At 71.3% G+C, this 15977-nt stretch carries 11 protein-coding genes; 2 read left to right on the plus strand and 9 right to left on the minus strand.

The features are described from left to right. Positions 1-63 precede the first annotated feature (63 nt). On the plus strand, positions 64-1848 hold the full coding sequence (locus ACFU97_RS26675) for a bifunctional sugar phosphate isomerase/epimerase/4-hydroxyphenylpyruvate dioxygenase family protein (RefSeq protein ID WP_384261137.1): 1785 nt from the start codon (positions 64-66) through the stop codon (positions 1846-1848). Here ACFU97_RS26675 and ACFU97_RS26680 read toward each other — a convergent pair. From ACFU97_RS26680 to ACFU97_RS26690, 3 genes are read right to left on the minus strand one after another with little or no spacing between them, the layout of a single operon-like run. Further along, positions 1835-3307, minus strand: coding sequence for a membrane-associated oxidoreductase (locus ACFU97_RS26680; protein WP_384261139.1), 1473 nt, complete (start codon positions 3305-3307; stop codon positions 1835-1837). The two genes, ACFU97_RS26675 and ACFU97_RS26680, sit on opposite strands and share 14 nt — an antisense overlap. Positions 3308-3319: 12 nt before the next feature. Further along, the gene (locus ACFU97_RS26685) at positions 3320-4687 is read right to left on the minus strand and encodes a hypothetical protein (protein ID WP_384261141.1); all 1368 of its coding nucleotides are present in this window, start codon (positions 4685-4687) and stop codon (positions 3320-3322) included. Next, positions 4684-7563 (minus strand): peroxidase family protein, encoded by a 2880-nt coding sequence (locus ACFU97_RS26690; protein WP_384261143.1) that lies wholly within the window; start codon positions 7561-7563, stop codon positions 4684-4686. Before ACFU97_RS26690 ends, ACFU97_RS26685 begins: the two co-directional genes overlap by 4 nt. A gap of 321 nt (positions 7564-7884) precedes the next feature. Between ACFU97_RS26690 and ACFU97_RS26695 the strand changes: the two genes are divergently transcribed. Beyond that, positions 7885-9162 carry a lipase family protein gene (locus ACFU97_RS26695; protein WP_384261145.1) on the plus strand — a complete coding sequence of 426 codons (1278 nt, stop codon included), beginning with the start codon at positions 7885-7887 and terminating at the stop codon, positions 9160-9162. Between the two features lie 22 nt (positions 9163-9184). Here the strand turns inward: ACFU97_RS26695 and ACFU97_RS26700 are convergent, their stop codons facing one another. From ACFU97_RS26700 to tal, 6 genes are read right to left on the minus strand one after another with little or no spacing between them, the layout of a single operon-like run. Next, positions 9185-9772, minus strand: a complete 588-nt coding sequence (locus ACFU97_RS26700) for a histidine phosphatase family protein (RefSeq protein WP_384261148.1) — start codon at positions 9770-9772, stop codon at positions 9185-9187. 7 nt (positions 9773-9779) lie between these two features. Next, a complete protein-coding gene (gene gnd, locus ACFU97_RS26705; RefSeq protein WP_384261150.1) occupies positions 9780-10655 on the minus strand; it encodes a phosphogluconate dehydrogenase (NAD(+)-dependent, decarboxylating) in 876 nt (291 codons plus the stop codon). A 1-nt stretch (position 10656) separates the two neighbouring features. After that, on the minus strand, positions 10657-12321 hold the full coding sequence (gene pgi / locus ACFU97_RS26710; RefSeq protein ID WP_384261153.1) for a glucose-6-phosphate isomerase: 1665 nt from the start codon (positions 12319-12321) through the stop codon (positions 10657-10659). Position 12322: 1 nt separating this feature from the next. Next, positions 12323-13249 carry a glucose-6-phosphate dehydrogenase assembly protein OpcA gene (opcA, locus tag ACFU97_RS26715; protein ID WP_384261155.1) on the minus strand — a complete coding sequence of 309 codons (927 nt, stop codon included), beginning with the start codon at positions 13247-13249 and terminating at the stop codon, positions 12323-12325. Further along, positions 13246-14799 carry a glucose-6-phosphate dehydrogenase gene (gene zwf, locus ACFU97_RS26720; protein WP_384261158.1) on the minus strand — a complete coding sequence of 518 codons (1554 nt, stop codon included), beginning with the start codon at positions 14797-14799 and terminating at the stop codon, positions 13246-13248. Before zwf ends, opcA begins: the two co-directional genes overlap by 4 nt. Further along, on the minus strand, positions 14796-15968 hold the full coding sequence (gene tal / locus ACFU97_RS26725; protein ID WP_384261160.1) for a transaldolase: 1173 nt from the start codon (positions 15966-15968) through the stop codon (positions 14796-14798). The genes zwf and tal overlap by 4 nt, the downstream gene beginning before the upstream one ends. Positions 15969-15977 lie beyond the last annotated feature (9 nt).

The following is a 15977-nucleotide window of genomic DNA, read 5'->3' on the forward strand; positions in this document are numbered from 1 at the left end:
CTCGCGCAGTCCCCCGCGTCCCTGACGGGGCGCTGCCGTCACGCATGTTGAAGGAGTCGTGCCGTGCGTACCTCTATCGCCACCGTCTCGCTCAGCGGGTCGCTCACCGAGAAGCTGACCGCCGCCTCACGGGCCGGATTCGACGGTGTGGAGATCTTCGAGAACGATCTGCTGGCCAGCCGGCTCACCCCCGAGGAGATCCGGGAGCGGTGTGCCGATCTCGGCCTGAGCATCGACCTCTATCAGCCGATGCGGGACGTCGAGGCCGTGCCCGAGGAGGAGTTCGGGCGCAACCTCCGGCGGGCGCGGCACAAGTTCGAGGTGATGCGGCGGCTCGGTGCGGACACGGTGCTCGTCTGCTCCAGCGTGCATCCGCTCGCCGTCGACGACGACGATCTCGCCGCCGGGCAGCTGGGGCAACTCGCCGATCTGGCACAGGAGTTCGGCATCCGCGTCGCCTACGAGGCACTCGCCTGGGGGCGGCACGTCAGCACGTACGACCATGCCTGGCGGATCGTGGAGCGGGCGGACCATCCCGCGCTCGGGACCTGTCTCGACAGCTTCCACATCCTCTCCCGGGGGTCCGACCCCAAGGGGATCCAGGACATCCCCGGCGAGAAGATCTTCTTCCTGCAGCTCGCGGACGCGCCCCTGCTCGCGATGGACGTCCTGCAGTGGAGCCGTCACTACCGCTGCTTCCCGGGCCAGGGCGGCTTCGACGTCGCCGGGCTCGTGGGGCATGTGCTGCGGGCGGGCTACGACGGGCCGCTCTCGCTGGAGGTCTTCAACGACGTCTTCCGCCAGGCCGAGGCCGGTCCCACGGCCGTGGACGCGCACCGCTCGCTGCTGGTGCTCCAGGAGGCGGTGGGGCCGGCCGGGCTGCCGGAGCCCGTCGTGCCCACCGGGGTGGCCTTCGCCGAACTGGTCACGCCCGACGCCGAGCCGGTCTCCGAGGTGCTCGGCGCGCTGGGCTTCGCCCGGATCGCGCGGCATCGCGGCAAGCCCGTCGACCTGTGGCAGCAGGGCGAGGCACGCGTTCTCGTCAACACCGGGCCGGCGGCGCGCCGCGACGGCACCGGACTCGCCGCCATCGGCCTGGAGTCACCGGACCCGGCCGGCGCCGCCCGCCGGGCCGAGGCCCTGCTGGCGCCGGTGCTGCCGCGCCGCCGCGCGGCGGACGACGTGCCGCTGGACGCCGTGGCGGCCTCCGACGGCACGGAGCTGTTCTTCTGCGCCACGGGCCGGCCCGAACTCCCGGACTGGCGCACGGACTTCGAGCCCGTCGCACACACCGCGGCGGACCGCGGCGTGACCCGGATCGACCATCTGGCCCTGGTCCAGCCCTGGCACCACTTCGACGAGGCCGCCCTCTTCCACCGCAGCGTCCTCGGGCTGGCCGCGCAGGAGAGCGTGGACGTCGCCGATCCGTACGGGCTGCTGCGCAGCCGGGCCGTCAGCAACGCCGACGGCAGCGTGCGCATCGCGCTGTCCGTGGGCGCGGCCCCGCACGACGACACCGTGCACGCGCAGCACATCGCCCTGGCCACGCACGACGTGGTGGCCGCGGCCCGCCGCTTCCTCGCCGCGGGCGGCCGGCTGCTGCCGATCCCCGCGAACTACTACGACGACCTGGCCGCCCGGTACGAGTTCGCCGACGGGGAGCTCGAGACGTTCCGCGAACTCGGCATCCTCTACGACCGGGACGCGCACGGGGAGTTCCGGCACTGCTACACCCGCACCGTCGGCCGCGTCTTCTTCGAACTGGTCCAGCGCGACGGCGGCCATCGCGGCTACGGCGCCCAGAACGCGCCCGTCCGGCTGGCCGCCCAGCACGTCACTGCCGGCTGACGCTCCGGGTCACGCCGGTGACGACCGTCGTGGCCAGGATCCAGCCGGTGATGATCAGGGCGTAGGCGAGGTACTGGTACCAGCCGTCCGGTGCGAAGGCCTCCTCCTGGCCGAAGGAGATCACCGGCAGGAGCAGGTCCAGGGTGTAGAAGACCGGGTTGAAGTGCGGGGCCTCGGACGCCTTGAGCGGGTGCGGGTGGTGCAGGGCGTAGGCGATCGAGCCGACGGCCAGCAGGGAGAGCAGCCAGACGGCGGCGCGCAGCGGGCGGAAGCCGTAGCCGACGGTGGCGTCCTGGACGTAGCCCCACACGCGGCCGTACCAGGTGCGGGTGGCGCGCAGGCGGCGCTGCTTGGCGAGCTGGACCAGGCGGGCGGCGTAGTCGTCGCCGACGCGGCGGTAGGCGGCGGTCAACTGCTCGTAGGCGTAGGGGACATAGCCCTCGGGGTCGCGTTCCAGCATGCTCAGGCGGCGCTCGGCCGGCACGTGCGGGGTGAGGGCGGTGTAGGTGAGCTCGTTGACGTAGACCTGGTCGGGCAGGGTCGCCGGCTCCAGGGTGAGCAGGTCGATCTGGGAGCGCCGCAGGTTCAGGGCGCCCTCGATGCGCTCGTCGGGGCGCAGCCACAGTTCGCCGATGACGCAGCTGCTGGCCCGCAGTGCGGTGCCGCCCGGCTCGGAGAGGCGGGAGTGCAGCAGGTCGAGGCAGCCGGGTATGCGCGAGCCGCGGAACTCGACCCGGCCGCGTGCCGTGAGGCAGGGGGCCCGGACGTCGGAGCCCACGGTGAGGTTCTGGGCGTCGAGCGCGGTGCCGGACGGCAGCTCGAACGCGGTGTCGCGGAAGTTGACCGCCCCGGCGACGGACGCGCCGGTGAGCCGGACCTGGCCGCGGGCCCGCAGCCCCGGCGCCCACAGGTCGTCGCCGATCTCGACCTGGTTGAGCTGCAGGGCCGGTTCACCGGCGTCCGGCGCCTCGAAGCACGCGCGGTCCATGAACAGCGCTCCGGCGATGTGCGCCCCGCCGAGCCGCACCGGTCCGCGGAACCGGCAGTCCGTCAGCCGCAGCACACCTTCCACACGGATCGTGGCGGCTGTCAGACCGGGCAGCACCGAGTCGCTCAGGTTGAGTTGGCGCACCCGCCAGCCGTACAGCTGCGGCACCTCTTCGAAGTGGCAGCCACTGAGCCGTACGGCGTGGTCGGTCTGCGCGTACCGCAGGTCGAGCTCGCCGGTGACGCGCGCGCCGGACAGCTTGAGGGCGGCTATCTCGCCCGGCTCCTGCGGCCCGTTGAGCAGCAGGTGGCGCAGGACGGGTGCGCGGACGGAGCGCTCCGGCCCCCAGTCCGCGCCGTCGCTCACGTCCGGCTCGTCCTCGGCGGTCCGCGTGCCGAAGTCGACCGCCGCCCCCGTCGCGAACGCCCGCCACACCCGCTGCTCGGCCGGCGTCAGATCGTTGATCTCCACAAACCGGGAACTCTAGTCCCACAACTCCGCGTGCCGCCGGTGGGTTTCGGTGAGACCGTGCACGAAGAACCGCTCGTAGTACTCCCGCTCCACGTGGTGCGCCTGGAGCCAGATCCCCGGCACATGGATCGCGTCCGTGTGCGCCGGGAAGCGGCGGTGGGTGCGGATGACGTACTCGCAGATGTCGCGGGCGCAGTCGATCACCCGCTCCTCGTACTCGCTCGCCTCGGCGAGATAGCGCTGCCCGTAGTCCTCCCGGTAGATCCGGGTGAAGACGTCCTTGTCCGTGTAGGTGCCGCCGGTGCCGAACTTGGCGCGGATCACCGCGTCGACCGCGTCCGACATCGACGTGTGGGCCGGCGGGCACGCGGCCGCGATCAGCGGTTCGCCCTCGGGCGAGGTGAGGCCCACCGGGTGCGAGCGCAGCGTCGCGTACTTCGGCAGCGGGACGTGCCAGCGCCAGATGTCGGCGAGCCGCCAGCGCGGGGTGACGAAGGTGAAGCCGAGCATCCTGCCGTAGGCGCGGGAGAACTTCGGGTCGCCCAGGGCGATCTGCGGGTTGATCGACGCGTGGATCCAGGCGCCGAGGCCCATGGCCTCCGCCGTCAGCATCAGGTTCTGCAGCAGCAGGTCCGCCTCGATCTGCGTGCGCATCGGGCCGAGCGCGCCGAGCGGCAGCTTCAGATCGCCGTTGAGGAAGCCGTTGTCCACCCACTTCTTCACGCCGGCCGGACGGTAGAAGTTGCGGTCGTCCACCAACGTCGGCCGGGCGCCGTCGGGTTGGGTCAGCAGGTACATCAGCGCGTTGATGTACTGGTGCGAGAGGTCCACCACCGGGAAGAACACCGTGGTCCCGGTGAGGTTGGACAGGAAGCGGTTGGAGTCCAGGTAGGCCGGGAAGTCCCGCTTGTTCTGCGGTACGTCGAGCCGGTGGTCGAGCACCTTCACCTTGGCCCGGTCCGCCCGTGCCACCAACGTCCCGGCGTCGAAGGGCTCCTGGGGCGCGGGCTCCAGCTTGCGCAGGTAGTACGTCCCGGTGTCGTTGATCATGAAGAAGTGGGTGCCCTGCGCGTTGTCGGGGCTGCCCGCGGTCCGTCCCGCCATGGTCAGGTTGGGCTTGGCCATGATGGGCGTGCCGTCGCGCGGGTCCTCGAAGGGGCGGTCCGGCATGGTCAGGCCCGTGCAGCCGGTGATCGCGACCAGCACCGCCTCCTCCAGCTCCGACAGCGGCTGCTGGGTGTGCGTGGAGCGGTAGCTCATCGAGCCCGCCGGCACCGAGGCACCCCGGCTGACGCGGTGGGTGCGCCGGTGCCAGAGCGTGTCCAGCAGGGGCCGGCCGAACAGGTCGGCCAGCCCCGGGTGTCCGTCGGCCGTGCTCATCCACGGCCTCCGTCGAGGCCCTCGTCGCCGGTCGGCCGCACGGTGCGCCACGGCGCGAACGCGCTCGCCCCGCGCGGCAGCAGCGCCGCCAGCTCCGGGCAGTGCCGCAGGATCACCGAGTTCATGCCGCCCCGCTCCACCCAGTCGATGCCCAGCGGTGTGTACACCTCGGGCCGGTAGTCGACGTTGAGGAAGCGGTCGGACTGGAGCCGCCGGCTCGCCATCAGGATGAAGATGCGGAACGCCGTGTCGCTGAAGCCGAACCCGGTCGGCGGGTTCTCCCCGAACAGGCCCACCACGGTGTCGATCTCGTCGACCGAGCGGTAGACGTCCTTGAGCCGGGCGAGGGTCTCCGCGTTCTCGGTCAGCTCCTCGAAGGAGCGGATGCGCTCCTTGTGCAGGCCCGCGCGGAAGTCGTTGTAGCGCGGCACGCCCCGCCGCCGCGTCCGGGCGAGGTCCACCACCGACAGGTCGATGATCTCCCCGTCCCGCTCGAAGTGCTGGAGCGCGCGCGGGTAGTTGTGCAGGGTGATCGCGCCCGGGTGGGCGATGCCGAACGAGTACAGGGTGTTCGCCAGGCCCGTCTTGCGGATCTGCGTCTCCGCCGCGCCGCCCTGGATGTCCGGGAAGCCGACCGTCTCCAGGCGCTGCCCGAAGTGGTGCTCGCGCAGCTCGAAGTCGTCGGGGACGAGCGGGTGCATGCGGTAGACGGTGACGAAGTCCTCCGTCAGCGAGTACGGCGCCGTGTGATGGTCCGGCAGGGTCTTCGGGATGCCCGTCAGCGAGTGCGCCTCGAACAGCCACAGGCCCAGCTGGTTGAGCCACTTCCTCGGCGGGCCCTGCCAGTTGGTCTTCAGCGCGATGTCGATCGCCTCGGTGGCGAGGATCGCCGGCGTCCACTCCACCGTGTGGATCTTGGCGATCAGCGCCGAGACGACGAGCCGCGCCGTGTGGTAGATCCGCTCCTCGCTCATCGTGGGGTACTGGTCGCGCAGCGCCTCGCACACCGCGTTGTGCTCGCGGGCGAAGAGGGTGTGCATGCAGCTCAGGCCCATCCACCAGCTCTCGTTGAAGCCGGTCAGCGGGATGTGGCCGTTTCCGCCGCCGGGCAGATGGCCGTCCTCCAGGCGCAGTTCGGCGCGTCCGTCGGCCTCGCGCAGGAAGCGGGAGGTCTGCTCGTCCTCGCCGTACACCTCGGAGCCGTCCCACCAGTGCGAGGCGGTGTTGCCGAACAGGATCGGCGGGCGGCCGGGCACCTCGATGCCCTCGTTCTCGGCGAACCGCATCACGTTCTCGCCGGGCCCGCCGGGGGTGTTGTGCCAGGGCGTGCTGCCGGGCGGCAGCGGCACCTCGACACTGCGCTCGCCGGGCTTGTGGCGGCGGTGGTTGACCCAGTCGTGCACCTGGAACTGGATCCAGGCCGCGGCCAGCACGTTGAGCGAGGTCGCGGGCACGAAGTCCTCGCGGTACAGGAGCTGGCGGCTGACGGTGACCGGGTTGGGGGTGTCGAAGAGGTCGGGCCGGTAGTCCGGCTTGAGGTTGCGGCCGAAGGCGGCGCCGATCGCGCCCATGCCCGGGGCCGACAGATCGTTGTACGTCCCGTCGTAGGACCGCTCGCCGCGCAGCCGTTCGGGGATCGGCGCCGGGACCCGCTGCGCCTTCGGCGGGGCCTCGCGCGGCTCGCTGTCGATCAGGTTGAGCCGGCGCAGCACCTTGCGCAGGAACACCAGGTTCAGCAGGCTCAGCTGCAACGGCAGCCGGTGCCAGGGCACATACCGGTTCAGCAGGGCGAAGCCCGCCTCCATCGGGCGGCCGAGCACGCGGTTGCGCAGCGGCTCCTCGGTGACGAACCGCAGCCCGAGCCGATGGGCGCTCGCGGCCTGGTAGGCGGCCTTGCGGGCCCGGTTGATGTTGCCGAGCGGGCGGAAGTCGTCCGTGGTGTACCAGGGGTTGAAGGCGAGGTCCTCGATCCGTCCGGCGGCCGCGCGGGCCTCGGCGGTGGTCAGGTCCTGCGCAAAGAGGGTGAGCCGGGCCACCGCGATCGCGGGCGAGACCGCGTCCTTCCACTCCATCGAGGCGTCCTCGACCGGGGTGCGCCGCTCGTCCACGAACCGCTGCACGCACAGGTCGTAGCTGACGTCGCCCTGGGCCAGCCGGTGCGTGAACTCGCGGCGCAGGGCGTCCGGGTCGCGGCGGTCCGGCGCGGGCGCGGACGGGGTGCCGGGCGCGGGCCGCAGCAGGTACCGCACCGGTCCGGCATCACCCCACAGGATCGCGCCGCGGCTCCAGAAGGTCTCGTTGGCAAGGGAGTTGACCGTGTGCCGGGTGGCCGCCTGGACGTTGCGGCGCATCCGGTTCGCGGTGCCGAGACCCACCGCGAGCGGCAGCTTCACCAGCAGCCCGAACGCCTTCCGCAGGGGACTGCGGGCCCCGGCCATCGCCTTGGCGAAGGCCACGAACTCCCGTGCGTCGCGGGCGTGGGAGACCGGATAGCTCGTCGCCAGCAGGTCGTGGCTCTCCTCCTGCGACACCTGCACCCGTACGGCCGCCCCGCGCAGGTCGGGTGAGCCGTCGCCCTGCCGGATGCCGCTCGCGTTGGACAGCCGCACCTGCGCCGGGTACTCGGCGCCGGGCTGGGCGAAGCCGACGCGCAGCGCGGCGGGGAGGTCGTCGTGGAAGCGCAGCCGGGCGTTCTCCACGGCCACCGGTGCCTTGGCGTGGAAGGTCCGGGCGACGCCGCCGCCCCCGGCCCGAGCGTTCTTGACCTGCACCTTCATCAACTCGGCGGCGAGCTGCTCGAACACCAGCCGTTCCGCTTCGGGACTGCCGCCCTCGTACCGCTCGTATTGCGGTTCTTGCTGCCCGGTCTCGGCCATCGGTCATTTCCTCACGTACGGATACGTACGGGACAGGGCCCTGCACGCTACCGGCGGCCGGGGGGACTGACAGCGACGGTTCGCGCCGTTGTGCGCCATCTTGCGCACGATGCGCGCAATCGGATGGCGCCGGGCGTCCGGGCCGGTCAGCCGGATGGCGACGGCGGCCGTGACGACCCGTGGCCGCACCGCGCGCGCCTGCGTTCCCCAGCAGCACCATCCGCCGCCCCCGCCGTGGCCGGGGAACGACTCCCCGCCGGTTGACGGCCCCCGGGGGCGGTGGTGTGCTCACCACCCGCACCGTTCCGGGGGAGGTCCCACATGCGGGACGCATACGTCAAAGGGCCCGCGTACAGCGCGCTGCGCCCGTGCAAGCCGGAGACCGATCCGAGCAGTTTCCCCGTCTACCCCGACCTGGTGGAACGGCTCGTCGAGGACAAGCACCACCCCGACCCGGAGGGAGTCCTCCCGCACGTCCTGGCGACCTGCTCGGCGTACGCCTACGCCGGGTTCGAGCAGCACAGCGACCCGGGCACCGTCGCCACGATCATGGCGCGGCTCGGCCTGGAGGAGAACGAGGTCCGGGTCTTCGAGCAGCGCGTCGACGCCATGTACATCGCGTCGGCCGCCTATCTGATCCTCGACAAGGACCGCCGGGTCGCGATCCTCTGCTACCGCGGCACCCAGCCCGAGGACATCATCAGCATCCTCACCGACGCCGACGTACGGCCGGAGATGCTCGCGGTCGAGCTGGAGGGCCGCCGCTACGAGGTGCACGCCGGCTTCTACCGCAACGTCCGCGCCACGCGGTCCCTAGTGGTCGAGGCCCTGGAGCGGGCCGTGCGCGGCGAGTCCCTGAACCCCGAGGAGGAGGGCTCCCGTGGAGACGGCCTGGAGGCCCTCTACATCACCGGACACAGCCTCGGCGCGGCGATGGCTGCGATCATGGCGGTCACGCTCGTCCACGAGCCGCGTTACCGTCACATCGCCGAGCGGCTCAAGGGCGTCTACACCTTCGGCCAGCCCATGGTCGGCGGCCCGGACCTGGCCCGTGCCTGCGAGGAGACGCCCGGGCCGCGCGGCACGTATCTGCTGCGTGACCGGCTGCTGCGCTACATCTTCGACCGGGACGTGGTGCCCGCCCTGCCGCCCCGGCCGGTCGGCCCCTACGCCCCCTTCGGCCGCGAGTTCCACTACCGCAGGCGGCACGGTCCCGTCGACGCGACGCTCACCTTCGCCGCCGACTCGGCGATCGAGGCGCTGACCCTGCCGAGCGACGTGGTGCGCGCGGCCGCCGGCCGGGACTGGGACGGGCTGCTGCTGCGGATCACGGAAGGGGCGCGCCGGTCGGTACGGCCCCTGCTGCGCGGCGGCGGGGGCGGCGGCTGGACCGAGATCGACGAACCGGGCCTGCACTACCCGCAGATGGACAGCCTCGCGGGGCTCGCCCTCGTGGCGCCGCTGGCCTTCTTCGCCACCCGCCTGGCGCTGACCCGCACCATCCCCTTCAAGTACTCCTTCGACGACCACGGCCCGGGCCACTACGTCAACGCTCTCGCGCCACCAGGGGTGTTGAGCGAGTTCGGAGACGTGCTGTAGCCCGGGCCGTCCGGTCGGTCCGCTAGGGCCGGGTGTTCCACTCGGCGATCACCGGGCGGTCGTGCTCGGTCGACAGCCGGCTGACGGTGCCCGTCGCCAGCTGGAAGAGGCGTCCGTCCGCCGGTGCGAGCCCCAGCCGGCGGGCCGTCAGGACCCGGAGGAAGTGCCCGTGGGCCACGAGGATCACGTCGCCGCCGGGGAGGGCCGCGTCCACCCGGGACAGCACCCGGTCGGCGCGCCGCCCGATCTGCTCGGGCGTCTCCCCGGGGTGGCCGTCGGGACCGGGCGGCACGCCGTCGGTCCACAGGTCCCAGCCGGGGCGGGTGCGGTGGATTTCGACGGTGGTGACGCCCTCGTAGGCGCCGTAGTCCCACTCGTGCAGGTCGGGTTCGACCGATGTGCCGGTGATGCCGGCAAGATCCGCCGTGCGTATCGCGCGGCCGAGCGGGCTGGTCAGGGCGAGTGCGAAGGTCCGCTGCGAGAGGAGCGGAGCGAGGGACTTGGCCTGCCCCTCACCGTGCTCGGTGAGGGGCAGGTCGGTGAAGCTGGTGTGCTGTCCCGAGACGCTCCACTCCGTCTCGCCGTGGCGGACCAGGAGAAGGTCCCCCACGGCGGGCCTACTTGGACTCGACGGCGTGCCCGCCGAACTGGTTGCGCAGCGCGGCGATCATCTTCATCTGCGGCGAGTCGTCCTGGCGGGACGCGAACCGGGTGAAGAGGGAGGCCGTGATCGCGGGCAGGGGCACGGCGTGGTCGATGGCGGCCTCCACCGTCCAGCGGCCCTCGCCGGAGTCCTGTGCGAAGCCCTTGAGCTTGTCCAGGTGCTCGTCCTCGTCCAGGGCGTTGACCGCGAGGTCCAGCAGCCAGGAGCGGATGACGGTGCCCTGCTGCCAGGAGCGGAAGACCTCGCGGACGTTGTCCACGGAGTCCACCTTCTCCAGCAGCTCCCAGCCCTCGGCGTAGGCCTGCATCATGGCGTACTCGATGCCGTTGTGGACCATCTTGGAGAAGTGCCCGGCGCCCACCTTGCCGGCGTGGACGTAGCCGTACGGGCCCTCCGGCTTCAGCGCCTCGAAGATCGGCTTCAGCCGCTCGACGTGCTTCTCGTCGCCGCCCACCATGAGCGCGTAGCCGTTCTCCAGGCCCCACACACCGCCGGAGACACCGGCGTCGACGAAGCCGATGCCCTTGGTGCCGAGCTCCTCGGCGTGCTTCTCGTCGTCCGTCCAGCGGGAGTTGCCGCCGTCGACGACGGTGTCGCCGGAGGAGAGCAGCCCGCCGAGCTCGTCGACGACCGACTGGGTGGCGGCGCCGGCCGGCACCATCACCCAGACCACGCGCGGCGCTTCGAGCCGGCTCACCAGGTCGGCGAGGCTCTCCGCGTCGGAGACGTCGGGGTTGCGGTCGTAGCCGATGACGGTGTGGCCGGCGCGGCGGATCCGCTCGCGCATGTTGCCGCCCATCTTGCCGAGACCGATGAGACCGAGCTGCATGTCACTTCACTTCCTTGAGCTCGCGGTACGCGGCCACGAGAGCGGTGGTGGAGGGGTCGAGACCGGGGACGTCCGTGCCCTCGGTCAGGGCGGGTTCGACGCGCTTGGCGAGGACCTTGCCGAGCTCGACGCCCCACTGGTCGAAGGAGTCGATGTTCCAGACGGCGCCCTGCACGAACACCTTGTGCTCGTAGAGGGCGATCAGCTGGCCGAGGACCGACGGGGTCAGCGCGCGGGCAAGGATCGTGGTGGTGGGGTGGTTGCCCAGGAAGGTGCGGTGCGGCACCTGCGCCTCGGACACGCCCTCCGCGCGCACCTCCTCGGCCGTCTTGCCGAACGCCAGCGCCTGGCCCTGCGCGAACAGGTTGGCCATCAGCAGGTCGTGCTGCGCCTTGAGTTCGTCGCTCAGCTCGGGCGCGGGACGGGCGAAGCCGATCAGGTCGGCGGGGATCAGCCGGGTGCCCTGGTGGATCAACTGGTAGTAGGCGTGCTGGCCGTTGGTGCCGGGCGTGCCCCACACCACCGGGCCGGTCGCCCAGCCCACCACCTGGCCGTCGCGGTCCACCGACTTGCCGTTGGACTCCATGTCCAGCTGCTGCAGATAGGCGGTGAACTTCGACAGGTAGTGGCTGTACGGCAGCACGGCGTGGGACTCGGCGCCGAAGAAGTTGCCGTACCAGATGCCCAGCAGGCCCAGGATCAGCGGGGCGTTGGCCTCGGCGGGCGCGCTGCGGAAGTGCTCGTCGACGATACGGAAGCCGTCGAGCATCTCGCGGAAGCGGTCCGGGCCTATGGCGATCATCAGCGAGAGGCCGATCGCCGAGTCGTACGAGTAGCGGCCGCCGACCCAGTCCCAGAACTCGAACATGTTGTCCGGGTCGATGCCGAAGCCGGCGACCTTCTCCGCGTTCGTCGACAGCGCCACGAAGTGCCGGGCGACCGCCTTCTCCTCGCCGCCGAGCCCGGCCAGCAGCCAGGAGCGGGCGGAGGTGGCGTTGGTGATGGTCTCGATCGTGGTGAACGTCTTGGAGGCGACGATGAACAGCGTCTCCTCCGGGTCCAGGTCGCGGACCGCCTCGTGCAGGTCGGAGCCGTCGACGTTGGAGACGAAGCGGAACGTCAACTCCCGTGCCGTGAAGGTGCGCAGGGCCTCGTACGCCATCGCGGGACCGAGGTCCGAGCCGCCGATGCCGATGTTGACGACGTTCCTGATGCGCTTGCCGGTGTGGCCGGTCCAGGCGCCGGAGCGGACACGGTTCGCGAAGTCGCTCATCTTGTCCAGCACGGCGTGGACCTGGGGCACGACGTTCTCGCCGTCGACCTCGATCACGGCGTCACGGGGCGCCCGCAGCGCGGTGTGCAGCACCGCGCGGTCCTCGGTGACGTTGATCCGCTCACCGCGGAACATGGCGTCGCGCAGCCCGAACACGTCGGTGGCGGTGGCGAGTTCCTGCAGCAGGGCGAGGGTCTCGTCGTTGATCAGGTGCTTGGAGTAGTCGATGCGCAGGTCGCCGACGCGCACGACGTACCGCTCGGCGCGGGCGGGGTCCGCCGCGAACAGCTCACGCAGCCGCGGGCGTTGCAGCGCCTGCGCGCGGTGGTCCTCCAGAGCGGTCCACTCGGGGCGCCGGGTGAGCCGGGGTGAGTCGGCCGAAGAGTCGGACATGTCAGACGGTCTCCTTGGTGGCCTCGCCCCGCAGGGCGACGGCGTACATCTCGTCGGCGTCGAGGCGGCGCAGTTCCTCGGCGATGAGCTCGGACATGGTGCGGACCTTCAGCGCGAGGGTGCGCGGGGGCTGGTCCGGCAGGGTCAGCGTGGCGAGCGGGCCCTCGGGGCGGTCGATGACGATGTCGCCGCCGGCGGTGCCGAGGCGGACGGCCGTGACCACCGGGCCGTCGGTGACCACGCGGTCGATCTTCACGTTCAGCCGGGCTTCCAGCCACCGCGCGAGCAGTTCGGCGGCCGGGTTCTCGGCCTCGGCCTCGACGGCGCCCGAGACGATCTTCGTGCGGGCCTGGTCCAGGGCCGCGGCCAGCATCGAGCGCCACGGCGTCAGCCGGGTCCAGGCGAGGTCGGTGTCGCCGGGCGCGTAGGAGCGGGCCCGCTGCTCCAGCGCCACCAGCGGGTCCCCGACGGCGTACAGGTCGGTGATCCGGCGCTGGGCGAGGGCGCCGAGCGGGTCCTTGGCGGGCACGTCGGGCGCGTCCACCGGCCACCACACCACGACCGGGGCGTCCGGCAGCAGCAGCGGCAGGACGACGGAGTCGGCGTGGTCGGACACCTCGCCGTAGGTGCGCAGCACGACCGTCTCGCCGGTGCCGGCGTCGGAGCCCACCCGCACCTCGGCGTCCAGCTTGGAGGCGACGCGGTCGCGCGGGGTGCGCGCCTGGCGCCGGATGACGACCAGGGTGCGCGAGGGGTGCTCGTGCGAGGCCTCCTCGGCGGCCTTGATCGAGTCGTAGGCGTTCTCCTCGTCCGTGACGATCACCATCGTCAGGACCATGCCCACGGCGGGCGTGCCGAGGGCGCGGCGGCCCTGCACCAGCGCCTTGTTGATCTTGCTTGCCGTGGTGTCGGTCAGGTCGATCTTCATGGCCTGCGCCAGCTCCGTCCGTCTCGTGCGAGCATCTCGTCGGCTTCCTCGGGTCCCCACGATCCCGATGCGTACTGCGCGGGCCTGCCGTGGTCCGCCCAGTACTTCTCGATCGGGTCGAGGATCTTCCAGGACTCTTCCACTTCCTGGTGACGGGGGAACAGGTTGGCGTCACCGAGCAGTACGTCCAGGATGAGCCGCTCGTACGCCTCCGGGCTGGACTCGGTGAAGGACTCGCCGTAGGCGAAGTCCATCGACACGTCCCGGATCTCCATCGAGGTGCCCGGCACCTTGGAGCCGAAGCGGACCGTCATGCCCTCGTCCGGCTGGACGCGGATCACGATCGCGTTCTCGCCGAGCTCCTCGGTGGCGGTCGAGTCGAAGGGGGAGTGCGGTGCCCGCTTGAAGACGACCGCGATCTCGGTGACCCGGCGGCCCAGGCGCTTGCCGGTGCGCAGGTAGAAGGGGATGCCCGCCCAGCGGCGGTTGTCGATCCCGAGCTTGACCGCCGCGTAGGTGTCGGTCTTCGACTTGGGGTCGATGCCCTCCTCCTGGAGGTACCCGGCCACCTTCTCGCCGCCCTGCCAACCCTCGGCGTACTGCGCGAGGAGAGTGCTCCTGCCCAGGTCGTCGGGGAGCCGCACCGACTTCAGCACCTTGAGCTTCTCGGTGAGCAGCGCCTCGGCGTCGAAGGCGATGGGCTCCTCCATCGCGGTCAGCGCCATCAGCTGCAGCAGGTGGTTCTGGATGACGTCGCGGGCGGCGCCGATGCCGTCGTAGTAGCCGGCCCGGCCGCCGATGCCGATGTCCTCGGCCATGGTGATCTGCACATGGTCGACGTACGACCGGTTCCAGATGGGCTCGTACATCTGGTTGGCGAAGCGCAGCGCCAGGATGTTCTGGACGGTCTCCTTGCCCAGGTAGTGGTCGATGCGGAAGACCTGGTCCGGCTCGAACACGTCGTGCAGCAGCGCGTTCAGCTTGCGGGCGCTCGCCAGGTCGTGCCCGAACGGCTTCTCGATGACCGCCCGCCGCCAGGCATCCCCCGAGGCCTTGGCCAGTCCGTGCTTCTTCAGCTGCTGGACGACCTTCGGGAAGAACTTCGGCGGTACGGAGAGGTAGAAGGCGAAGTTGCCGTTGGTCCCGCGCGCCTTGTCGAGCTCGTCGACGGTGCTGCGCAGCAGCTCGAACGCCGTGTCGTCGTCGAAGTCGCCCGGGATGAACCGCATGCCCTCGGCGAGCTGCTGCCAGACCTCCTCGCGGAACTCGGTGCGGGCGTGATCGCGCACCGCGTCGTGCACGACCTGCGCGAAGTCCTGGTCCTCCCAGTCCCGGCGGGCGAAGCCGACGAGCGAGAAGCCCGGCGGCAGCAGGCCGCGGTTGGCGAGGTCGTAGACGGCCGGCATCAGCTTCTTGCGGGACAGGTCGCCGGTGACGCCGAAGATGACGAGGCCGGACGGGCCCGCGATGCGGGGCAGCCGCCGGTCGCGCTCGTCGCGCAGCGGATTGGTCCAGTCGAGATCCGCCTCGGGTGCAGCCTGCTCGGTCATTCTGCGTCGACCCCCTTGCTGTCCAGGGACTTCGTCACGGTGTTCAGCAGGTCCTGCCAGGCCGTCTCGAACTTGGCGACGCCCTCGTCCTCGAGCTGCTGGACGACCTCGTCGTAGGAGATGCCGAGCGCCTCGACGGCGGCCAGGTCCGTGCGGGCCCGGTCGTAGCCGCCGGTCACCGTGTCACCGGTGATGCCGCCGTGGTCGGCGGTGGCGTTCAGCGTGCCCTCCGGCATCGTGTTGACGGTGCCGGGCGCGACCAGCTCGTCGACGTACAGGGTGTCCTTGTACGCCGGGTCCTTCACCCCGGTGGAGGCCCACAGCGGGCGCTGCGCGTTGGCCCGCGCACCGGCGAGGGCGGTCCAGCGCGCCGTCGGCCGCGTCGGGCCGGCGACGGAGCCGAACACCTCTTCATAAGCCTCGTACGCGAGCCGAGCGTTCGCCAGCGCGGCCCTGCCCTTGAGGGCGAGCGCCTCGTCGGTGCCCAGCACCGTCAGGCGCTTGTCGATCTCGGCGTCGACGCGGGAGACGAAGAAGGAGGCGACGGAGTGGATCGTGCTCAGGTCCAGGCCCCTGGCCTGCGCCTTCTCCAGGCCGGCCAGGTAGGCGTCCATGACCTCGCGATAGCGCTCCAGCGAGAAGATCAGCGTGACGTTGACGCTGATGCCGAGGCCGACGACCTCGGTGATCGCCGGGAGGCCGGCCTTCGTCGCCGGGATCTTGATCATGACGTTGGGGCGGTCCACCAGCCAGGCGAGCTGCTTGGCCTCGGCGACGGTGGCCTTGGTGTTGTGCGCGAGGCGCGGGTCGACCTCGATGGAGACCCGGCCGTCGCGGCCGCCGGTCGCGTCGTACACCGGCCGCAGGATGTCGGCGGCGGCGCGCACGTCGGCGGTGGTCATCATCCGCACCGCCTCGTCGACGGTGACGCCCCGCACGGCGAGGTCGGCGAGCTGCTCCTCGTAGCCCGCGTCGGAGCCGATGGCGGCCTGGAAGATGGAGGGGTTGGTGGTCACGCCCACCACATGGCTGGTCCGGACGAGTTCGGCCAGGTTGCCGGATGCGATACGGCTGCGCGAGAGGTCGTCCAGCCAGATGGAGACTCCTTCGCCGCTGAGGCGTTCGAGGGCTCCCACCGCGGTCGCGGTTGCTTCGGTCACAGTGATCATCTTCTTTCT

This window comes from Streptomyces sp. NPDC057616 (assembly GCF_042800575.1).
Taxonomy (GTDB): Bacteria; Actinomycetota; Actinomycetes; order Streptomycetales; family Streptomycetaceae; genus Streptomyces.